The 23,298-nt window shown below is 37.8% G+C and carries 19 protein-coding genes; 14 read left to right on the top strand and 5 right to left on the bottom strand.

Annotation, left to right across the window (positions count from 1 at the left end; translation table 11 throughout):
• Positions 1-624: 624 nt before the first annotated feature.
• From nrfA to yegD, 8 genes are all read left to right on the top strand, one after another.
• A complete protein-coding gene (gene nrfA / locus P3L40_RS06800) occupies positions 625-2,058 on the top strand; it encodes an ammonia-forming nitrite reductase cytochrome c552 subunit (protein ID WP_004262239.1) in 1,434 nt (477 codons plus the stop codon).
• Positions 2,059-2,105: 47 nt separating this feature from the next.
• Positions 2,106-2,675, top strand: coding sequence for a cytochrome c nitrite reductase pentaheme subunit (gene nrfB, locus P3L40_RS06795; RefSeq protein WP_004262246.1), 570 nt, complete (start codon positions 2,106-2,108; stop codon positions 2,673-2,675).
• Positions 2,672-3,343 (top strand): cytochrome c nitrite reductase Fe-S protein, encoded by a 672-nt coding sequence (nrfC, locus tag P3L40_RS06790; RefSeq protein WP_094961333.1) that lies wholly within the window; start codon positions 2,672-2,674, stop codon positions 3,341-3,343. Before nrfB ends, nrfC begins: the two co-directional genes overlap by 4 nt.
• Positions 3,340-4,296 carry a cytochrome c nitrite reductase subunit NrfD gene (gene nrfD / locus P3L40_RS06785; protein ID WP_181488282.1) on the top strand — a complete coding sequence of 319 codons (957 nt, stop codon included), beginning with the start codon at positions 3,340-3,342 and terminating at the stop codon, positions 4,294-4,296. Before nrfC ends, nrfD begins: the two co-directional genes overlap by 4 nt.
• A gap of 24 nt (positions 4,297-4,320) precedes the next feature.
• Entirely contained in the window at positions 4,321-6,195 is a 1,875-nt protein-coding gene (locus P3L40_RS06780) for a heme lyase CcmF/NrfE family subunit (protein ID WP_136135152.1), read from the top strand.
• Positions 6,188-7,234, top strand: a complete 1,047-nt coding sequence (gene nrfF / locus P3L40_RS06775; RefSeq protein ID WP_210852400.1) for a heme lyase NrfEFG subunit NrfF — start codon at positions 6,188-6,190, stop codon at positions 7,232-7,234. The genes P3L40_RS06780 and nrfF overlap by 8 nt, the downstream gene beginning before the upstream one ends.
• Positions 7,235-7,563: 329 nt before the next feature.
• Positions 7,564-7,962, top strand: a complete 399-nt coding sequence (locus tag P3L40_RS06770; protein WP_004262270.1) for a hypothetical protein — start codon at positions 7,564-7,566, stop codon at positions 7,960-7,962.
• Between the two features lie 322 nt (positions 7,963-8,284).
• Positions 8,285-9,637 (top strand): molecular chaperone, encoded by a 1,353-nt coding sequence (yegD, locus tag P3L40_RS06765; RefSeq protein WP_096863213.1) that lies wholly within the window; start codon positions 8,285-8,287, stop codon positions 9,635-9,637.
• A gap of 68 nt (positions 9,638-9,705) precedes the next feature.
• Here the strand turns inward: yegD and P3L40_RS06760 are convergent, their stop codons facing one another.
• Both P3L40_RS06760 and P3L40_RS06755 read right to left on the bottom strand, forming a co-directional pair.
• Entirely contained in the window at positions 9,706-10,185 is a 480-nt protein-coding gene (locus tag P3L40_RS06760; RefSeq protein WP_094961328.1) for a DUF4822 domain-containing protein, read from the bottom strand.
• 185 nt (positions 10,186-10,370) lie between these two features.
• Positions 10,371-11,225, bottom strand: a complete 855-nt coding sequence (locus P3L40_RS06755) for a LysR family transcriptional regulator (RefSeq protein ID WP_004262273.1) — start codon at positions 11,223-11,225, stop codon at positions 10,371-10,373.
• Between the two features lie 109 nt (positions 11,226-11,334).
• On the opposite strand from P3L40_RS06755, the gene P3L40_RS06750 reads away from it, so the two are divergent.
• The 6 genes from P3L40_RS06750 (at position 11,335) to dmsD (ending at position 18,083) form a co-directional block, all read left to right on the top strand.
• On the top strand, positions 11,335-11,805 hold the full coding sequence (locus tag P3L40_RS06750) for a multidrug/biocide efflux PACE transporter (protein WP_094961326.1): 471 nt from the start codon (positions 11,335-11,337) through the stop codon (positions 11,803-11,805).
• A 403-nt stretch (positions 11,806-12,208) separates the two neighbouring features.
• Positions 12,209-12,952 carry an energy transducer TonB gene (locus P3L40_RS06745; RefSeq protein ID WP_272660819.1) on the top strand — a complete coding sequence of 248 codons (744 nt, stop codon included), beginning with the start codon at positions 12,209-12,211 and terminating at the stop codon, positions 12,950-12,952.
• 476 nt (positions 12,953-13,428) lie between these two features.
• Positions 13,429-15,855, top strand: a complete 2,427-nt coding sequence (gene ynfF, locus P3L40_RS06740; RefSeq protein ID WP_247605779.1) for a selenate/tellurate reductase subunit YnfF — start codon at positions 13,429-13,431, stop codon at positions 15,853-15,855.
• 10 nt (positions 15,856-15,865) lie between these two features.
• Positions 15,866-16,483 carry a DMSO/selenate family reductase complex B subunit gene (locus P3L40_RS06735; RefSeq protein WP_096863216.1) on the top strand — a complete coding sequence of 206 codons (618 nt, stop codon included), beginning with the start codon at positions 15,866-15,868 and terminating at the stop codon, positions 16,481-16,483.
• 1 nt (position 16,484) lies between these two features.
• Complete coding sequence (locus P3L40_RS06730) at positions 16,485-17,342, top strand: DmsC/YnfH family molybdoenzyme membrane anchor subunit (RefSeq protein ID WP_096863217.1); 858 nt, start codon at positions 16,485-16,487, stop codon at positions 17,340-17,342.
• Positions 17,343-17,465: 123 nt separating this feature from the next.
• Entirely contained in the window at positions 17,466-18,083 is a 618-nt protein-coding gene (dmsD, locus tag P3L40_RS06725) for a Tat proofreading chaperone DmsD (protein ID WP_036958487.1), read from the top strand.
• Between the two features lie 144 nt (positions 18,084-18,227).
• On the opposite strand, the gene P3L40_RS06720 is transcribed toward dmsD, so the two are convergent.
• The 3 genes from P3L40_RS06720 to P3L40_RS06710 all read right to left on the bottom strand — a co-directional run bounded on the left by P3L40_RS06720 (position 18,228) and on the right by P3L40_RS06710 (position 22,190).
• Positions 18,228-19,334: a trans-sulfuration enzyme family protein gene (locus P3L40_RS06720; protein WP_196731636.1), complete on the bottom strand. Its 1,107-nt coding sequence runs from the start codon at positions 19,332-19,334 to the stop codon at positions 18,228-18,230.
• A gap of 245 nt (positions 19,335-19,579) precedes the next feature.
• Complete coding sequence (locus P3L40_RS06715; RefSeq protein ID WP_112307329.1) at positions 19,580-21,004, bottom strand: Na+/H+ antiporter NhaC family protein; 1,425 nt, start codon at positions 21,002-21,004, stop codon at positions 19,580-19,582.
• Between the two features lie 40 nt (positions 21,005-21,044).
• A complete protein-coding gene (locus P3L40_RS06710) occupies positions 21,045-22,190 on the bottom strand; it encodes a trans-sulfuration enzyme family protein (RefSeq protein WP_210852396.1) in 1,146 nt (381 codons plus the stop codon).
• Positions 22,191-23,298 lie beyond the last annotated feature (1,108 nt).

The following is a 23,298-nucleotide window of genomic DNA, read 5'->3' as shown; positions in this document are numbered from 1 at the left end:
TTAGCTAAAAATAGCATCAAAATGATAAACAAACAGGCCTTTTTAATTATTTTTTAACATTTTTTTAATGTGAATTATTAATTTAAACTCAAGTTTTAATTTTTTAAATTATAACGCCAACCAAAAACTACCACCAAAGTGGTATGTGTAATGTCATTTAGAAAAAAAATATTTGTGTTTTTTTTGATATTAAACAAATTTCATTTCTAACTTTATTTTAAAAACAACCATTAAATATTAAACATAAAAAAATTATTTTAAAATCAATAAAATACAATCAGACAACACCAAGCATCAGAATAAGAATCATTACTAGTTAATTATTGAAACTAACAATTTAAAACTATTGAAAAATAACTATATCAATTTCAATAATACCTATTTTTTATTATTTTTTTCACATTCTATTTCCTTATTACAAATTAACTTTTGATCAAAAACAATATTTTTAGTGTGGTTTTTTGTTACACATATAAATTGGCAATGTCTTGGTAGTATCTGTGCGCTTACTATCAAACCTAAATAACAAAAAGATACCCAAAATAGTTCGAGTCATAGGTCACAATACAAACACAACTCGAAAAATGAAGGGATGACTGGCTAAAATTACTCGAGGCCCTTTTTATGGCAAACATAAGAAATAATGCACTATGCTTATTGAGTCTGGTTGCAGGAATATTTCTCTTTACCTCTGTTCATGCTCAAACTCCTACTAAAGATAGTACATCTACCATCAATGCTCGAAATGAAACTTTCGAAGCCGCTCACCCTGACCAGTACCACTCTTGGCGAGCAACATCCGAGCAATCAAACCGTGAAGATGCATTAGCGGAAGACCCTCGCTTAGTCGTACTGTGGGCTGGATACCCATTCTCACGCGACTACAACAAACCTCGTGGTCACGCCTATGCGGTCATCGACGTCCGTGAAACCTTACGAACCGGTGCTCCTAAAGACGCCCAAGATGGTCCACTTCCGATGGCATGTTGGAGCTGTAAAAGCCCCGATGTGGCGAGGCTAATCCAAGAACATGGCGAAGACGGCTATTTCGAAGGTAAGTGGGCAAAAGGTGGCCCCGAAGTGGTTAATGTCTTAGGCTGTGCGGATTGTCATAAAACAGACTCTGCGGATTTTGCAAAAGGTAAACCAGAGCTAACGCTTTCACGCCCTTATGCAGAGCGTGCAATGGAAGCGATTGGCAAACCGTTTGATAAAGCCAGTCGGTTCGACCAGCAATCCATGGTGTGTGGCCAATGTCACGTGGAATACTATTTCTCTGGCGATAAAAAATCAGTGAAATTCCCATGGGATAACGGTACCAAAGTCGAAGATATGGAAGTCTACTACGACAACATTGGTTTCTCTGACTGGACCAACTCATTGTCGAAAGCGCCTATGCTAAAAGCCCAACACCCTGAATATGAAACTTGGAGTGCGGGTATTCATGGCAAAAATAACGTGACCTGTATTGACTGCCATATGCCAAAACTGCAAAACGAAAAAGGCGAACTGTACACCAGCCATAAAATTGGTAATCCATTCGATAATTTCGAACAAACTTGTAGCACTTGCCATACCCAAAGCAAACAACAACTGCAAGATGTGGTTGCTGAACGTAAAGTCGCTATCCAAGAGATGAAAATCAAAGCGGAAGATCAATTAGTTCGTGCTCACTTTGAAGCAAAAGCTGCATGGGATGCAGGCGCAACAGAAGATGAAATGAAGCCAATTTTGACTGATATTCGTCATGCACAATGGCGTTGGGATTTAGCTATCGCCTCCCACGGTATTCATATGCACGCACCGGATGAAGGCCTGCGTATGTTAGGTGGTTCGATGGATAAAGCGGCAGATGCACGAACCAAGCTCGCTCGCCTGTTAGGCTCAAAAGGCATCACCCATGAAATTGCCATTCCAGATATTTCAACCAAGGAAAAAGCGCAACAAGCCATTGGTTTAGATATGCAAAAAATCAATGCGGAAAAACAAGAGTTCTTAAAAACTGTGGTTCCGCAATGGGATGACCAAGCTCGTAAAAATGACCTATTAGCCAAATAACCATGATTTGCCCCAAATAATGGGGCAATACAACCAATGGAGTGAATATGAGCGTACTACGTTCGTTATTAACTGCTGGGGTGCTGGCAACAGGCTTATTATGGGCAACAGCCGCATCCGCAACCCCACAAATGGCCCAAGAAAATGCAGAAGGCCGTTGGGTTGTCACGCAGCAACGCAGCGCTGACAAAGCCTGCTTAGACTGCCATAAACCTGACCAAGAAGGCATGCATGGCACTCACGCAGAAGTGGTTAACCCTAACAATAATTTACCCGTGACTTGTACCAACTGCCACGGTAACCCTGGGCCTGATCACCGTGAAGGCGTCAAAGATGTCATGCGCTTTAACAACCCAATGTATACCGTTGAGCAACAAAACAGTGTCTGTCTATCATGTCACTTACCGGAGCAGCTGCAAAAAGCGTTCTGGCCTCATGATGTTCACGTCACCAAAGTAGCCTGCGCGAGTTGCCATGACCTTCATCCGAAACAAGATACGATGAAGGTGCTGACTGATAAGGGCAAAGTAAAAATATGTGTCGACTGCCACTCAGATCAACGCAATAACCCTGATTTCAACCCAGCAGCGGTGAAATTGCGTAAGGAGCAGCCATGAGTTGTTCTCGTCGTCAATTCATTATCTACTCAGGAGCACTGGCGGCGGTAGGAGGAGTTGCTAGCCATACGCTAGCTAACACCATGAAAATAGATGGCGTTCGCTACGGCATGGTGCACGATGAAAATCTGTGCATCGGCTGTACGGCGTGTATGGATGCATGCCGAGAGGTTAACCAAGTCCCAGAAGGTGTTTCGCGGTTAACTATCATCCGTAGTGAGCCTATTGGCCAGTTTCCTGATGTTAAATACCGTTTTTTTCGCCACTCCTGTCAACATTGTGAAAGTGCACCTTGTGTCGATGTTTGCCCTACTGGTGCCTCTTTTATTGATAAAACGACAGGGATTGTTGATGTCAACCCTGACTTATGTGTCGGCTGCCAATACTGTATTGCTGCCTGCCCTTATCGCGTCAGGTTTATTCACCCCATCAATAAAACCGCGGATAAATGTGATTTCTGCCGTAAAACGAATCTAAAAAAGGGCAAGCAGCCGGCTTGCGTCGAATCTTGCCCAACCAAAGCATTAACCTTTGGTAATTTAGATGACCCTAAGAGCGATATTTCGTTGATGCTAAAAGAAAAACCGACTTATCGATTCAAAATTGCACTCGGTACTCACCCCAAAATGTATCGGGTTCCGTTCAAATATGGGGAGGTTAGCCAATGACAACAGCTTCTGCTTTCCATTTTGAATCCTTAGTGTGGGACTGGCCCATTGCGGTTTACTTATTCTTAATTGGTATTTCGGCTGGGCTTGTGGTACTTGCGGTACTTATGCGCCAGTATTATCCCACTTCGGCTGACAGTGATAGCACTCTAATGCGCACAACACTGATTTTAGCTCCGACGACGATCATCTTTGGGTTATTGATCTTAATTCTCCACTTGACGCGTCCATGGACGTTCTGGAAATTAATGTTTCATTACAGCCCGACCTCAGTTATGTCGATGGGTGTGATGTTATTCCAAGTGTATATGGCAGTGCTTGTTATTTGGCTAGCTAAAATCTATGAAAAAGAACTCATTGTTTTACAGCAAAAATGGCTGCCCAAATTTACTATCATCCCAAGAGTATTAACCCTGCTAAACCGTGCAATGCGTTTTCTGGATATTGTGATGCTCGTATTGGCCATTTTGCTTGGGGCTTATACCGGTTTTTTACTTTCAGCATTAAAATCTTATCCATTCTTAAACAACCCATTATTACCAGCTTTATTCCTATTTTCAGGAATATCTTCAGGTATTGCGGTATCACTCATAGCAATCGCATTGCGCTACCGCAAAAATATTCATAACGGCGAAACCGCATTTTTGCACCGTATCGAAAGCTTTGTTATTTGGTTGGAGATATTCCTATTAGCGGCCTTTTTTGTCGGGTTAGCTTTAGGAGACGATGGGAAAATCCGTTCATTAATTGCTGCATTAGGCGGTGGTTTCTGGACTTGGTGGTTTTGGATTGGTGTTGTCGGGTTTGGTTTTATTATTCCACTTCTATTCAAGAAATGGATGGACAAAGGACAAGGCGCAGCAAGAGTATTGATTATCAGTGGTGCAAGCTTACTGGGTGTCTTCTGCTTACGCTTCTTTGTGTTATACGCAGGGCAGTTGACCGTCGCATAACTCACTAAATAATAAGGGTAATCATTGGAACTCATACTCCCAGAAATTGGCTTTCTCTGCCTTGCATTGGCACTGTGTATTGCCTGTTTTCAAGTATCATTCGGAGTTATTGGTTTCTTCCGCCATATTCCGAGGCAAATGCCTCGGAATATTCTTTGGACCTACTTACAATTTCTTTTCTTGCTCGTTGCTTATATTTGTTTAACTATCAGTTTTATTCAAAGTGACTTTTCGGTCGTATATGTGGCGCAACATAGCCACCGGCTATCGCCGCTATATATTAAAATTGCGGCAGTATGGGGAGGCCATGAAGGGTCAATATTTCTTTGGCTGCTGTTTATCTCAGCTTGGAGTTGTCTATTTGCATGGCGTTATCGCCAGCAAACTCACCTCGTGTTTCCTCTCACACTAACGCTACTTGCCATTATCAGTGCGGCATTATTACTGTTTATCGTCTTTTATTCTGACCCCTTTGTTCGCATTTTCCCTCCCGCTATTGAAGGGAGAGATCTCAACCCAATGCTGCAACATTGGGGATTAATATTACATCCCCCTCTACTTTATTTAGGCTATAGCGGATTAATGGTCGTAACCGCCTTATCGCTTGCATCTACACTTTGCGGGCAATTTAACCAAACTATCGCCGGGCTCTGTTGGCGCGTTGTCGTTCCTAGTTGGTGCATACTCACTTTGGGTATCACTCTTGGGTCATGGTGGGCATACAGTGAACTTGGTTGGGGTGGTTGGTGGTTTTGGGACCCTGTTGAAAATGCGTCATTATTACCATGGCTAAGTGCAACTGCCCTATTTCATAGCTTAACAGTCTCACGCAAAACTGGGCACTATCGCCACTGGTCTATATTGCTGGCAATTCTTACGTTTATTTTATCTTTATTAGGCACATTAATTGTACGCTCAGGGATTTTAATGTCTGTCCATGCATTTGCTTTGGATAACGTTAGGGCTGTCCCCCTCTTCTTATTATTCAGTTTTCTGAGTTTCGGGGCTTTATGTATATATGGTTGGAAAGCTAAAAATATCGATAATTTACCAACTAACATGAGTCGCCGTCAGCTTTACTTATTACTCACTTTAATCCTATTTTCTACTGTATTATTTATTGTCCTGACGGGCACGCTTTACCCAATGATTTACACGCTATTTGGTTGGGGGAAAATATCGGTTGGGGCACCTTATTTTAACCAAACGTTATTACCATTTGGTATTTTAATGTTAATCATAATGGCTGTGAGTGCCATTTATCCTCTTAGCAAAACTCGCATTAACCCCCAATGGCGTATTCTTTTAATTCTACTTCTCAGTGTGTTATTAAGCTTCTTTCTTTGGTCTAAAGGACTTGTTATCGCCCTTTCTTGTGGCTTTTTATTTGCAATTTTGCTTATCTTTTGGCTACGTCCTATCGATGCTATTCGGCAACATTTCCCTTCCCTTATCGCTCATACAGGAGTTGTAATTTTTGCTGCTGGTATTGCCTTGTCAATTGGTAGCCACCACGAAACGAGTGTTAATCTTTCTGTTGGGCAATCTATTTCACTCGCCGGTTATCAATTCCAATTCAACGAACTGCAACTTGAAGCTAAATCTAATTACACGACCGAAAAGGCTATTATACAAATTAGCAAAGCTGGCCAGCCATTACACCAGTTAATCACCGAGCGCCGCCTTTATACCGCTCGCCAGCAATTAATGATTGAACCTGGTATATATTGGGGATGGTTACGCAATTGGTATGCGGTATTAGGTGAGAAAACAGGAACAAATAGCTACGCGATACGCCTTTACGTGCAAGATGGCATTCAATGGATTTGGGGCGGTGCGTTTGTGATGTGTTTTGGCCTATTAATAAGCTGGGTAAAAGGGAGAATAAAAAATGCTTAGAATCCTATTAGCACTATTTTTCCTATTTTTCTCTTTTATATCCAATGCTCAAATCGTTGATGTGTGGGAATTTAATTCCATTGAAGAACAAGAGTATTCTTTGCAGATCGCCTCACAGTTACGTTGCCCGCAATGCCAAAACCAAAATTTACTCGAATCCAATGCCCCCACAGCAGTAAGTATGCGCCACCAAGTTTTTAAAATGGTTGCAGAAGGAAAAGATAAAGCGCAAATCATGCACTATATGACCGAACGATATGGTGATTTCGTGCTGTATAACCCACCGCTAACGATTGGAACTGCCCTGCTTTGGGGATTGCCTGCTATTGCTCTGATTGGCATTTTTTATTTCATTTTCAAATTTACTCGGTCACAAAAACAGCAACTTATAGAGAACAATTTTAGCCATCGACAAATATCCGAGCAATTATTACCCCCAGATATAACAACACCCTCGACTATCCTGCAATGGCATTTTAATAAATTACTTGCCATATTAATTGTGTTGGTTGTTATTGGTTACTTCTTCTCACCTCGATTTGAATTAGCTTATCAGGAATATCAACGTATATCCGATCCACTGCTCTCATTCACACCATTGCAGCAAGAACAAAAGGATTTATTACGCTTACAAAATGATATTCGTCAATCGCCTAAAAATAGTGAGCTTTGGGCTATACTGGGTGAATATTATCTTTATCAAAACAGTTATGATAATGCGTTGATTGCTTATCAAAGAGCACTAAAATATGGCGGCGAAAATGCTCAAATATACTCTGCTATTGCAACCGTTTTATATTACCAAGCAGGTCAACAGCTAACCGAAGATATCAGAGCGGTAATCAATAAAGCATTAAACCTTGATAATCAAGAGGTTACCGCATTAATGCTAGTTGCTTCTGATGCCTTTATGAATGCAAATTATGAGCAAGCGATTGATATTTGGCAAAAGTTATTAGATAGTAATAGTTCTCGTATTAATCGCTCTCAGCTCATTGAAGCTATTCATATGGCAAAAATAATGAAGAATAAAAAATAATAATCTTATCTTTATTATTAATTTTATTACGCTAGGGATTAATACATACTAAATTATCACAGTAGTGATAAAATATTCTTTTATGAATGTCTATTTATTTAAATGTGTAATTTTTCGTTTCTTATTGATTACCATTGTGTCCCCCCTATATTACTTCAAATAATCTTATGTTAGATTGGCAACAGTAAATTATCCCAAATGTAATCCAAGTATATCTCCGTAAGTGAAATTATCAATTAAAATTTAGCTTATGGTGATAAATTTTATTTACTTTTATATTATGGCATTCATTGGGAGGTTCAAAAATAATAACATAAGAAATAAACACTATGAAAAATAAAATATTTTCATTTTTAGTTATTGGCCTAATTGCAGGCGCGTCCTTTATAGGAGGCGTTGTAAGTAACTATACACCTGATTTAGACATTGTAGAAAAATCTCAAAAAGCGGTTGAAGATTTTTTAGCATTTCCCAAAACAGCTGAGTATAAAAATGTTAAATATCATGAGATAAGAGAAACCTTAGACCATGGTATGCTAGGCTATGTATGCGGTGAAGTACTTATTTTTACTAGCCAAAATTCATATTCATTTAAACGTTTTGTGGTCAAAACTTATCTTCATAATGATGGTCGTAATGTTGTTTCCATTCCATTAATCGATAGAGATGATAAAGAATTTCCTGATAATGACTTTAATGTTATTTGGAATAAGTATTGTAATAATTAAGTAAATATAAAACCCAATTGTTTAAATAAGATATTTCCGAGCCCTTTAAAATTTCATTAATATATCAAAGGGCTCAAATTAAATATTACATAAAAAACTATATTCTCTTTAGATATCTGTCATTCCGTAAATCAATCCTTTAATGATGATTACATTTTATCGTGGAGACTCTGTACTAACAGAGCATCTAGGCAAAATGCGATCAATTCAGACTATCTCCTTTTGAGCTATCCCTCATATAGAATTATTTTTCAATAGTAATTCATCCCTGCTTGATATAAAGTCTCAGCCTTTTTTCAAAATAGTTACTCTTGGAGGCGAAATGTTTATCGGTTTTGATTACGGTACATCTAACTGCGCTATTGCGGTCATGAAGAACGGGATACCCACATTATTACCATTAGAAGGCGATAACGTTTATATCCCATCAACCTTATGCGCACCGACAAGAGAATCAGTCTCTGAGCATTTATTTCGCCATTGTAAAATCGCCCCCTCGAATGAAATCGGGCAGCAAATTTTAAAAAGATCTATCGCATTTAACCGTGATGAAGGGATCGATTTAATGCCTGAAGACATCGTATTTGGGCAAGCCGCTTTAGATTTATATTTAAGTGATCCTAGAGATGTATATTATGTGAAGTCCCCTAAATCATTTTTGGGGGCATCTGGCTTACATGAGACTCAAATTAGTTTTTTTGAAGACCTTGTCTGCGCCATGATGAAAAATATAAAGAATACCGCAGAAAATAATTTACAACAGATTATTGATGATACTGTGATTGGACGCCCTATTAACTTTCATGGTCGTGGAGGGGAACTCTCGAACCAACAAGCAGAATCAATACTCTATCGCGCGGCAAAACGCGCAGGATTTAATCATATTACTTTTCAATTCGAACCCGTAGCCGCAGGGCTTGAATATGAATCAACATTAAATAAAGACCAGATTATCCTAGTCGTTGATATTGGTGGTGGAACAACGGATTGTTCATTAATCCAAATGGGGCCCACTTATAGAAATGCACAAGACAGAACACAATCCTTACTTGCTCATAGTGGACAACGGGTGGGTGGAAATGACCTTGATATTTACCTTGCATTAAAACAATTGATGCCGCTTTTTGGTATGGAAAGCCAATCTTTATCAGGCATTAAAATGCCATTCCTGCAATTTTGGAACCCTATTGCTATCAATAATGTTGAAGCACAAAAAGAGTTTTATTCAAGACAAAATTTGACAGCGTTAACACGCTTAAAACAAGATGCAAAAGAACCTCAAATAATATCTCGATTACTAGAAGTTTATAATGAAACATTAGGTTATAGCTTAGTACGTAAAGCTGAAGAAGCTAAAATTGCTTTATCAGACGCCTCAAGCTATTTAGCACAAATTAAATTAATTTCTGAAAAATTAGAAGTGAATATTCCCCATGAACAAATGGTGGAATCAATTGAATCACCAAAAAGTAAAATGATTGAATTGGTTAAAGAAGCAGTCAACCAAGGCGGGGTCAAACCTGATGCTATTTACGTTACAGGTGGGAGTGCTCGCTCCCCAATATTACACCAAGCTATTAGCCAAGAATTACCTAATATTCCGATAGTACGTGGGGATGATTTTGGTTCCGTTACTGCAGGGTTAACGCGTTGGGCTGAGACTTGTTTTAAATAAGCGACAGAAACACTAATAGCGCAGAATAAATAAGATTCATATTTAGACTGCGCTATTGGTACAAAATATTATTTCTTAGCTTTATGAACAATATCAAAGTACTTATCTTTATTATCTTGCTCTGGATAAATACGATATGTGTATTCTTCTGGGGTTACTGTGACATTTTCAACAACACGAGTAAACAAGACTTTACCCTCGTCATCTTTCGCTGTTAATGAGCGAGTTTTGCCATTTTCATCAAATGACCAGTCACCTTTCATTTTAGGTTTTCCATCAAACGTGGTCATATTAAATGTACCGTCTGGATAATACTCAGCTAAACCAAAAAAGTTAGCGACTTGTTTATCATCTGCATTAACTTCTTTTTTATCTTGATCTAAAGCTTCTGTCGTTGTCCATACTTTGCCTACCATAATTTCTTCGTAAGCATTTAATTTATGTTCCGCATTCTGTGATTGGCTTGCTGCTGGAGTTGTAGCTGCTTGAACAGCAAATGACATAGTAGATACAACAGCAAAGAGTGTAGGTACTAATAATTTTTTCATTTTTATCCTCTAATAAATTAACTCAAACAACAATTTGATTAAGTTAAGATTAGCGATATAAAACCAATTTTGAAAATTATATTACGTTTATTTACAAGATAATATCTTATTACAATTAGTAAATACTATTTTACAATAAAAAATATATCGAAAATTCATGAATTTTAAAATTAATACTCTTAATTTTAGCTATCAAGCAATTTATTAATCAACCAGTACCCCGCTTTTCCGGGTGGATTATTCTTAGACCAAACTAAATCCACATCAATTTTACGTGGCCATAAATCATAATTAATACTCACTAAACGGTTATGTCCAAATTGCTTAACTAACCATGTTGGTAATATTGCCCATCCAGCCCCTTGTTCTGCCATTTCTAATAATAATAAATAATTAGGTGCAAACCAGTTCTTTTCACTATTAATAATAATTTGGCTGCTACTGCTTAGCCGTAATTGACGAGTCATCGTTAAATGTTGATAAGTTATTTTTTTCTCTTTAGCTAATGGATGACTATCTAATACATATAAACCTAATTCACCTTGAATAGGTAAACGAGAAAAAGAAATATCCGCAGGATATTCTGTACGGGACTCCATCATACCAACATGGGCTTGTTGGTTCTGGATCATTTCGATAACAGCATTATTTTCTGCAATTAAAAACTCAAACTCAAGATGCGGAAATTGCCTATCTAATGTTGTTACAATATGCTCAGCATGAGGTGGCTGATAGGTATCTGAAAAAGCACAACTTAACCTAGGCTCAATATCAGGGAGCAACTCAACTCTAAGCGCTTGAAGACGCTCATCTGCTGATAAAATATCCTCAACTAAGCTCAAAACTTTTCTACCTGCAAAAGTCAATGTTGATTCACGCCCCTGCCTATCAAATAACGCAAACCCCAAATCGTCTTCAAAACCACTGATTGTCGTACTGACAGTTGATTGGCTTTTATTTAATTTACGTGCCGCAGCAGAGAATGACTTTAAGGATGCCGCTTCCACAAAGGTACGCAATGTTTCTATAGAATAGTTCATAAGGTATCGCTTTTTTCGATGGCTGCCATTTTGTATATATATAAAAAATAGCAAATAATTGCACCCGATTTTTACCTAAAAATTAATTTTCTATATCTTTGAGGTAGTTATGAGCAAGTATACAAAAACATTAACTGAGCGAATTTTTCATGCAGTTTCATTTGAGGTCATCGCAATTGCGATAACTGCACCGGTCAGTGCGTGGCTTTTAGGACGCTCAATTTTCCAAATGGGAACAGTGGCTATTGTCTTATCGACGCTGGCAATGCTATTAAACTTATTTTATAACATGGCTTTTGACCGTTATTGGCCTTTATCCAAGGGGGCTCGCCCAGCCAAAGTGCGTGTTTTTCATGCTGTTGGATTTGAATTAAGCTTTGTGATCATGGGTGTCCCAATGCTGGCGTTTTTACTTCAAATGTCATTCTTAGATGCATTCTTACTTGAAATCGGCTTTTTTGTCTTTTTCTTATTTTATACTTATGCGTTTAATCTTGGATATGACCTTTTACGTGTCCGTTGGTTTGCAAATAGAGAGAACGCTGTAAGTATCTCTGAAGCGGTAGCTAAACGCTCTTAATTTTACTATTAATAAATATTCGAACACCGTGTTGCTTATCTTCACGGTGTTCTTTGTATATTAAAACCCCTATAAACACGCCGAAATAATCCTCTTTTTTTTGCAAAAAATAAAATAGAGAATGATATTTAACTAATTTATCACACAATTAACCTCATTAAGGCTTGGCTACTCACCAAGCCTTTTTACTTATAAATAATATTTCATTAAAAATCAAAATATTAACAAATTATAATATGCACCCACCAAAGTTGATAATAACTATCATTTGCAATTGATAATTATTAACATATAATTCGAATCGTTATTTTACCTTATGAGTCATAACTCAAACATAACTACTTAATACCTGTATTGGTCTCCCCTCTTTAGGTTCAACGAGAAAGAATATTGAGGTTTTATGATGAGTCGAAAATTAATCACTTTTATGCTATCCATAACACTTCATGTTCTTGTTATTGGGTACTTAACCTATGTTACGGCTCAATCATTATCCTTAAAAAACCAAGCACTACAGGATGCGCCTATTATATCGATCGCATTGACTCAAGCTGTTAACGTTGCAGAACCTGAAGAGATCCCCCTGCCTATAGACACACCTAATGAGGTAAAAATTGCTTCCAGCCCAATAGTTGAACACGCCGTCATTGTTGCGCCTAAAAAGCAAAAAAAGGTGATCAAAACCCCAAAAGAACCAGTGAAGCCCAAAGAACTCACTAAAAGAACTGAAAACGCTCACAAACCAGCTAATACAGAAATTAAAAATGATTTGCCAATCGCACAACAACAAAAGGCTGGAGCCCTTGTATCGTCTCAATCCGCAGGAATAAAAGGTCCCAAAAACCAACATGCGACTAGTGATACTAATAGCCAATTAATTAATGCTTACCGTGAAAAACTACGCCAAGAAGTTGAGAGAAATAAACAATACCCTCGCCGCGCGAAAAAAATGAAAAACCGTGGTATTGCAACAATACAATTTCAATTAAGCCAAAACGGGGAAATTAGCTTAATTCGCTTAGCAAGTAGCTCAGGAAATGATTCATTAGATCAAGCTGCTTTGCTTGCAGTACAAAAAAGCCGCTCTGTAGGTAAACCACCTGCAGGTTTTGCTCAATCTATAACACTTAATATTGAATTTAATTAACCTCAGTTGAAAATAAATATTATTCCCACTAAGAAGTTACGTCTTAATTAGGTATTAGATATTCATCTAATAGATAGTTATTCCGTATTTGCTTTTTATTCCGAAAAATAATGATGATCTTTATTATTTTTTTAGAACAATTAATGACTCTAGAGAAATTTATTATTATTTTCCAACTATACTGCTAGAAATATTCTCCCTATTTTTCGAAAACTCCTCACCTAGAGAAATATTTTCTCTACAAAACCAAACATTAACATTTCTAAAATTTCAATCTCCAGCAAGTGAAATAAAAAATTCCTTATATTCATGATGTTAAGATGATATTGATTATCAATATAATTTATTTATTATAGAAAAGTTACCAGTTTTGCAAATATAACTTCATTGATATGGCGCAAAAAAAACTAAACATGTCAGAGTAAGATAACCCTTGAATAACATTATATTTAATATGGTCATAAAGGCTCATATCAATGAATACAAAAAATAAATTATTAAATAGCCCTATCTCAAGGCGCAATGTCGTGAAATCTGGCGCTGCAGGCGGTTTATTTGCTGCAGTAGGCGGTTTATCACTTCCTTTCAATGCAAAAGCAATCGATAACACTCAAAACTCAACATCCGCTGAAGAAAAAGCCGTTTGGAGCTCATGTACCGTTAACTGTGGTAGCCGTTGCCTATTACGTCTCCATGTTCGTGACGATGAAGTATATTGGGTTGAATCTGATACCACGGGAAAAGATGAATATGGCAATCATCAAGTAAGAGCTTGCCTGCGTGGCCGCTCAATCCGTAGAAGAATGAACCACCCAGATAGATTAAAGTACCCAATGAAACGTGTGGGTAAACGTGGTGAAGGCAAATTTGTCCGAATTTCATGGGATGAGGCCCTTGATACCGTTGGTAATAGTTTGCGCGATATTTTGCAAAATTACGGCAATGAAGCTGTGCATGTTCTCTATGGCACTGGCGTTGATGGCGGTAATATCACCAATTCGAATGTTCCCTACCGTTTAATGAATTCATGTGGTGGTTTCCTGAGCCGCTATGGCAGTTATAGTACTGCGCAAATTCGTGCGGGTATGAATTATCTGTATGGTTCTCAAGAAGCCAATAGCCCCGACGATATCGCAAATACAAAACTAGTTGTGATGTTTGGTAATAACCCAGCCGAAACTCGTATGAGTGGTGGAGGTGTGACTTATTATGTCGAACAAGCACGTGAGCGTTCGAATGCGCGCATGATAGTTATTGACCCTCGTTATAATGACACAGCTTCTGGTAGAGAAGATGAATGGTTACCTATTCGCCCTGGTACTGATGGCGCACTTGCAGCTGCATTAGCTTATGTGATTATCACTGAGGATATGGTTGACCAAGAGTTTGTGGATAAATACTGTATTGGCTATGACGAAAAAACCTTACCGGCTTCTGCTCCTCAAAACGGTCACTATAAGGCCTATATTTTAGGCCAAGGTGCTGATGGTGTGGCTAAAACACCACAGTGGGCCGCTAAAATTACAGGTATTCCAGCAGATAAAATCATTAAGTTAGCTCGTGAAATAGGCCAAGCGAAACCCGCTTATATTGTTCAAGGTTGGGGCCCTCAACGTCATTCAAATGGTGAACAAACCGTTCGAGCAATTGCCATGTTAGCCATTATCACAGGTAATGTTGGTATCAGTGGCGGAAATTCAGGCTGTCGTGAAGGCACCTATGATTCAGGTGTTGAATGGTTTCCAATGCTCGATAACCCAGTCAAAACACAAATTTCCGTTTTCACATGGACTGATGCGATTGAACGCGGCACAGAAATGACCGCCATTCACGATGGCATCAAAGGGAAAGATAAATTAGATGTTCCCATTAAGTTCTTATGGTGCTATGCCAGTAACACATTGATAAATCAGCACAGTGATATCGCCCGTACCCATGAAATTTTGCAAGATGACAGCAAATGCGAAATGATTGTTGGTATCGACCATTTCATGACGGCATCAGCAAAATATTGCGATATTTTATTACCTGATTTAATGCCTACCGAGCAAGAAGACCTTATTCCTAGCGAGTCCGCAGGAAACATGTCTTACATGATCTTAGGCCAACCAGCGACTAGCGCTAAATTTGAGCGTAAACCCATCTATGAAATTTTGTCGGAAATTGCTAAACGCTTAGGCCCTGATGTCGAACAGAAATTCACCGAAGGCCGCAGCCAGCACGAATGGGTTAAATATTTATGTGAAAAAAGTCGCGAACGCTACCCTGATATGCCAACTTATGAAGAAATGAAAACCGTGGGTATTTTCAAGCACAAATGCCCAGGTGAGCATGTCATTGGATTTAAAGCCTTCCGAGATAACCCTCAAGCTAATCCACTGAAAACGCCTTCAGGAAAAATAGAAATTTACTCTGAAAGCCTAGCTGAGATAGCGAAAACATGGCAATTAGCACCAGATGATGTGATTGATCCGTTACCAATTTACACAGAAGGCTTTGAAAGCCATACCGATAGCCTTAATAAAAAATACCCATTACAAATGACAGGGTTTCATTATAAAGCCAGAACACACTCAAGTTATGGCAACATTGATATCTTAAAACAAGCCTGCCGCCAAGAAATATGGATTAACCCAATAGATGCCAAAGCGCGTGATATTAATCAGGGTGATATGGTCAAAGTTTTCAATGACCGAGGTGAAGTTCATATTCCAGCTAAAGTGACTCCGCGGATCATGCCTGGGGTGACGGCTATGGGCCAAGGGGCTTGGTTAGATGCCGATATGTTTGGCAAAAAAGTAGACCAAGGCGGGTGTATTAATGTCCTCACAACTCAACGCCCTTCACCGCTTGCTAAGGGAAACCCTCAGCATACTAACTTAGTTGAAATTGCAAAACTATAAGGAGCCCGGTATGTCACAACAATATGGTTTTTATATTGATACACAACGTTGTACGGGCTGCAAAACGTGTGAACTCGCCTGTAAAGATTTTAAAAACTTATCCGCTGATGTTCATTTTCGTCGTATTTATGAATATGCAGGCGGCGACTGGACAGAGCAAGATGGCGCATGGCATCAAAATGTATTTTCTTATTACCTCTCTATTTCATGCAACCATTGTGAAGATCCTGCTTGCGTTAAAGTTTGCCCAAGTGGCGCAATGCATAAACGTGAAGATGGCTTTGTCGTTGTTGACGAAAGTGTCTGTATTGGTTGCCGTTATTGCCATATGGCATGTCCTTATAGTGCACCGCAGTTTGATGCAGTCAAAGGGCATATGACTAAATGTGATGGCTGCTATGAACGTGTGGCTGAAGGCAAAAAACCCATTTGTGTTGAGTCTTGCCCGCTACGTGCATTAGATTTTGGGCCCATTGAAGAGTTACGTGAGAAATACGGAACAATCAATGAAATAGCACCGCTACCAGCAGCACATTATACCAAACCCAATATTGTATTAAATCTCAATGCAAATTGCCGTCCTGTGGGCGACACCACAGGTTATTTAGCTAATCCGGAGGAAGTTTAAAATGGGCGCAGGCTTACATGAATATCCGTTAATCTTCTTCACCGTTATAGGTCAAAGTGTTGCTGGCGCATTTATTCTCATGGCTCTGGTATTGTTAATGAAACCCATGCAAGAACAGCATCATAAAATAGTGATGAGCATGTTTGGTTTATGGGTGTTAATGGGAGTTGGCTTTTTACTCTCCATGCTACATATGGGCTCACCGATGCGTGCCTTTAATTCGATGATACGTGTTGGGCATTCAGCGCTCAGTAACGAAATAGTCAGTGGCTCAATATTCTTTGCCTTAGGTGGGATATATTGGTTATTGTCATTATTAAAGAAGATGCCCAAGTCTGTCGGCAATATTTGGTTAATCGTCACTATCATTTGTGCGGCAATATTTATTTATGCCATATCTCGCGTTTACCAAATTGATACCGTCCCAACTTGGTTTAATCACTATGGTAGTTTGCAATTTATCCTAACCAGCTTTATTGCGGGGCCTGTTCTTGCCGCATTTTTATTGCGCATAGCTAGCTATGATATCAATAACGTCCGCTTCTTTACATTAATCAGTATTGTTGCAGTGATTGCGAGTAGTATCTTGGTGACAGCGCAGGGGTTTGAATTAGGCTCTATCCAAAGTTCAGTACAAAAAGCATCAGAGCTTGTTCCAGATTATGCCTCACTGATGGGATGGCGTACTGTTTGCTTAACATTGGGGCTAGCTTTCTGGATTTACCCGCATGTTAAAATGAAAAACCCTTCAATTATTGGGCTACTAGTCGCCGTATTATTGGTGATTTTTGGTGAATTGATTGGTAGAGGCATTTTCTACGGGCTGCATATGACGGTGGGTATGGCTGTTGCAGGCTAACGACTAATTCATTGTTTTTTACGATGATAAGAAGGTTAATGACTTTCTTATCATCGACAACAATCTCATGTTTCGCTACGATCACACCAAAGAGTCATCATCAACATAGCAATGTGGACAAATATGGAACAAAAATTATTGGCAGATTTTTCGCTTTGCGCGCAAACTTTAGGGGCATTATTTTATTATGACCCTTCTGATGCACGCGTAAATAAGTTAATTGATTTATTTACGACGAGCGAATGGTTAGCTGAATGGCCATTTACTCAGGATTATGATTGCCAACGTATTGATAAACTCTTTCAAGATAATCTTTCTGAATCAGAAACATTACAAGAAGCCTATCAGCGCTTATTTATAGGCCCTTATGCATTACCAGCACCACCTTGGGGTTCTGTTTATCTTGATAAAGAAAATGTTATTTTTGGTATTTCGACACTTGAGTTAAGAGCATGGCTCCGTAATAACCAAATCAATATTGAATTAAACCAAAAAGAGCCAGAAGATCATGTAGGGTTATTATTTCTTCTCACCGCCTGGGTGATTGAAAATAAACCAGAACTACTACGCGAATTGCTAGAATTACATTTTCTACCTTGGGTCTATCGCTATTTAGAGAAAATGCAATTGCAAAGCGGGAATGCATTTTATGAAGCCTCCGCACTATTGGCCACTGAAACTTTAAGACATATCCAACAAGCCGCTAAATTAAATCCAGCGAATAAAGAGCTTTGTCTTTAGTTTTATATCGTTCAAATAACCGTTTCGTGAAGTAAAAGCCCTCTAAATAATCTGATTATTTAGAGGGCTTGAATATATTATTGGTACTTTCTTGGGATGTGATTAGTGCCACTGAGGAATTAAAATACGTTGATAATCGCCTAATTACTGTATTTGCGATAAAGCAGAACCGACGTCAGCAAGTAAATCATCAATATCTTCACAGCCCAGTGAGAAACGCAATAACCCATCCGTTACGCCTTGCAGTAATCTCTCTTCTTCAGGGATACAAGCATGGGACATCATTTTAGGGTAGGAAATAATTGATTCAATTCCCCCTAAACTGACTGCAACGAGTGGAATACGAACCGCGTCTAAAAATCGTTTTACATTTTCATAGCTACCCAAATCAAAGGAAACCACCATTCCGCCATTTTTAGATTGCTGCATATGAATGATATGATTTGGGTGCGAAGCTAACCCAGGATAAAAAACGTGTTGTACTTTTGGATGCTCATTCAGATATTCTGCAAGCTTTTGCGCATTTTCACTGGCTCGTTCAACCCGCATTGCCATTGATTTTAAACCTCGCATTGTCAGCCAGCTGTCAAATGGTGCAGCAATACTGCCAATAGCAACTGCAGACTTATGTAACCACCTCGCATATTCAGGGTTATTCGTTGCTACCGTCCCCAAGATCACATCACTATGGCCATTAATAAATTTAGTTGCGCTATTAATAGAAAAATCAATTCCAAGAGAAATAACATCTGATAACAACGGCGTCATAAAGGTATTGTCACAGATAGTAATAATATTATGCTGCTGCGCAATCCCAATAACAGATTTTAAATCCGTCACTTGTAACGTTGGATTAGATGGCGTTTCAATATAAAACGCTTTGGTGTTTTCCATTATTGCTTGCTGATAATTCATTGGATTAGTCGCATCAACAAATGTGACTGAAATACCGTAGCGTGGTAAAAATTCAGTCATTAATTGGAAAGAGCCACCATATATATTTTTGCAGGCAACAATATGGTCGCCCTGACTAAAATTAAGCAATACGGCGCTTATTGCTGCCATTCCTGAGGAAAAAACTTCAGCAAATTTTGCATTTTCAATCGCGCAAATAGCCTCACTTAATGCATCTCTCGTTGGATTGGAAAAACGAGAATAAATATGGTCGTAACTTTCCTCAATATTGGCTTGTGAAAATGTAGATGATTGATATAACGGGATAGAAGAACTTCCGGTATATTTATCTGTCATGGGGTATCCATGAATAACCTTGGTATTAATTTTCATAAGTAAATCGCATTATCAAAAGTCTATTTAATTATTGCCACATTGATTTCAGAATGAACAAAAATAGCGAGTGCACCATCAGTATAAATATTATGACCTAAATATTCTGAATGATTATTTAGTTTTACTAGCGGTGCTACTCCTTGAAATAAATCTATTTTATTTATTGCAGCTAATTTTGCCTAATCTTTATTATTTTATTCACTTTATTAATATGTGAAACCTAAATACAGATAAACTATCAGCGCAAACGCGGCCGTAACTGTTGCATAAGGCATTTGGGTACGAATATGCTCAATATGGTCACAATCTGTTGCCATAGAAGCCACAATTGCATCACTGGAAATTGGTGATGTCATGTCTCCGTAAATTGAACCTGCAATGGCTGCACCAATCATATATTCAACAGGCATTCCGACTGAAAGTCCTAATTGCACACCAATTGGGATCATAATGGCAAATGTTCCCCACGATGTTCCTGTTGCTAATGACATTACCGCACTAATTAAGAAGATAAAGCCTATTGAGAAAGCCGGCGAAATAACACCCGAGGTGATTTCTGCTATATAGGCACCGGTATTTAAATCTGAAGAAACGGTTCCCATTAAAAAAGCGAGGATCATCACCGAGCTAATTTTTACCATGCTGGCATAACCGATATATAATTCTTTAAAGAAAGTCTCAATATTAAGTACGCGACGTGCTAAGAACCACACAAAAGAGACTAAAGTTCCAAACATGACTCCCCAATATACCGATGTTGAACCGCTACCTTTACTAAAATCGCCATTACCGGTGATATAAAGCGCAACAGGCACCATTAATACCGTTGATAAAATTGGGATAAAGAAGTTAAGAGAGGTATGGCAATTAGGGTGCTCAATAATATCTTCATCATCCTGCTCAGTTTCTTCCGCGGATAATAAAGTTAAAGCCTGCTGCTCTGCGCGTAAATCCGCCTTTTTCATTGGCCCCCAAGAAACATTGGAGAAAATATAAAACAGCACTGAAGCGAGGGAAAACCACGCCATGATATTAAATACCATTGAGCCAGCTAAAATTTCAAAAGGCTCTCCAGTAATTAAACCTTTAGATATTTGTACGCCAATAACCCCCATCATTGCCGCTCCCCAGCCGTTAATCATGGCTGATGAACACACTGATACACAGGAAGTCTGCACAATGTAGGACATTTTTTCTGGCGAAACTCCGTATTTCTTCGCTAATGTTTTTGTTGATGCTCCAGCAATTAATTGGTTAATAGAGCTTTCAATAAAAATTAATGATGTAATAATCATCGCCATTAATTGAACAGCTTTTTTATTTTTAATTAACTTTGTTTTATTTGTTAATAATTTAACCAATGAACGCACACCACCAGTAACAACGACGAGCCGCATAATACCGCCAATCATTACCATAAATAGAATTGTTTTTGTGTTTCCCGGTGATGCAAACGTATTAATAATGCCATCGAGCGTTCCGTTTATACCTAATAATATATTGTGATCATATATAACGGTAAAACCAACTAATATCCCCAGTAATAATGATAATATAACTTGTCGTGTAAAAATGGCTAAAAGTATCGTCACCATTGGCGTGACAATGGTCCAAATCCCATAATCATTCATTAGATGCTCTCTTATTATATTTTATTTTTATTTTAATAAATTAAGATAGTGCGTTTTCTAAATCATTTAATAAGTCTGTGATATCTTCAATACCTACGGATAAACGTAATGTGGTGTCAAATACTTGGATACTTTCTCTTTCTTCTTTTGTCATCGACCCATGTGACATGGTTGCCGAATGATTCACCATACTTTCAACACCCCCCAATGATTCCGCTAAAACAAAATATTTAACTTTAGATAAAAAGACTTTGGTGTCTTCAATATCCCCTGCTAATTTAATCGTCACAACCGCTCCTCCTGTACGCATTTGTTTTTTGCATAATTCATATTGAGGATGCGAAGGTAATCCAGGGTAATAAACCTGCTCAACTTTCGGGTGTGTTGATAAATATTTCGCAACTTGTGCGGCATTACTGCATTGTGATGCCATACGTAATGCTAATGTTTTTAATCCACGTAAAGCAAGGTAGGCGTCAAAAGGAGAAGCAATTGCTCCGAGGGTGGTTTTTAGAAAATCAAGGCGGCTGGCTAAGTCTTCTCTTTGGGTGATCACCGCACCACCAATTAAATCGGAATGGCCGCCAATATATTTACTTGCCGATAACATCACTAAATCGGCACCTAATTCTAATGGTTTTTGGTTCCAAGCTGTTGCAAATGTATTATCAATACAAGTTAAAATATTATGCTCTTTGGCAAGTGAACAAATAGCATTAATATCAACTAATTCTAATAAGGGATTAGTTGGGCTTTCAATCCAAATTAAGCGTGTGTTATCTTTTATTTTTGTTTTAACTTCATCAAGATTATTCAAATCAACATAGTCTATTTGGTGACCGCTATTAATGGTTGAAACTCGTTCAAATAACCGAAAAGTTCCTCCATAAACACCCTTCATTGCAATAATATGTGAATCTTTTGGTAATAAATTTAAAACTAAACTTGAAGCAGCCACACCGGATGCAGTCGCTGTTGCATAGCTTCCACCTTCAATTTCAGCTAATAAGGTTTCATATGCATAACGTGTTGGGTTGCTGCAACGTGAATAACAATATTCACCATGCTCTGTTAAGCTTTGTTGAACGAAAGTACTGGCTGTTGTAATAGCAGGAAAAATAGCATGATTAACAGTATCTTGCTGCTTTCCACCATGAATTAAAATTGTAGCAATATTCTTAGTCATTATCTAAAACCCAATATAGTAAAGTAAAAATGATATCTTTATATTTGTTGCTAAAAGAAATATGCCACAGGGAAATAGAAAATTTTTTCTAAAAATTAGTGCCTTTTTTCAAATTAAGAGAAAATTTTTCTATTCAAGAATAAATAGCCTTTAAATTCATGCTGTTGGTTAAGTTTTGATAAATGAGCTAGCCGTCACAATATCATTATTTTGTTTATTCTTCACAATCAATTACCCAGTAAAAACCACATAAGCCACTAAAATAAAACAACAAATGTTCCATGCAAGTTAAATTCTTCATCACGTAATGTAATTATTTGGTAGGTATTTTGTCGTTAATTTAACATACACCTTAGTATTTACGCCTAATTGGCTTCTTCTCATGCTGCATAATAGTCATATAAGAGAAACTTATTCTCTTTCACCTTATTTCTTGCAATGAGCTATATCGCTTAGAAGACAGAAAAAGTCGATGAATAAAAATACAATTAATACGTCAAAGAGTGGCTATCAAGCAATAATATGCTCAAAGGCTATTTATAAGAAAAGTACAGAGACTAAATTTGACTGAGTTGTTTTTAATTTAATCACTCTGACTTTTTTGTTTAAAAAAAACACAGTTAAATATTACAAGCTATGAAAAATGAATTGCTATCGTTATTTAAATTATTAGAAAAACGCATAACCACTATATATTTTATAAATTATTCTAATCACACTCTCTTAAAGAATCTCAATTTAGCCTAATACAGAATTTTTCATTAGAAACTCAAACTTGCTCGAACAATATCAGCAATGTATTCCATCTTATATATCCCCATAAAATTACTCTCTAAATGGGTTTATATTTTTAGTGAATAATCATCTTGTATACAAATTATTTATTATGATACAGTCAAAAAATGCCTATGATTCAACTATCAAGTATTGGTACTTCTTATATCCTTTACTGTGGTACGACTCACTAGAGCATAAAAATTTATGGTATTTATTTCCCATAATACAAACAGTGAGAATCAAAAAAAATCGCAATTATTATTAGCAAATTTTAACACTGCCTTTTTCTTTTGTTTTTTTACCTTTAATGAAAGCAGCGTTTAATTTAGTG

Source organism: Providencia sp. PROV040, from assembly GCF_032706145.1.
In the GTDB taxonomy this organism is placed as follows: domain Bacteria; phylum Pseudomonadota; class Gammaproteobacteria; order Enterobacterales; family Enterobacteriaceae; genus Providencia; species Providencia hangzhouensis.
Note: the sequence above shows the minus strand (reverse complement) of the source record. Positions and strands in the feature narration are given on the sequence as shown.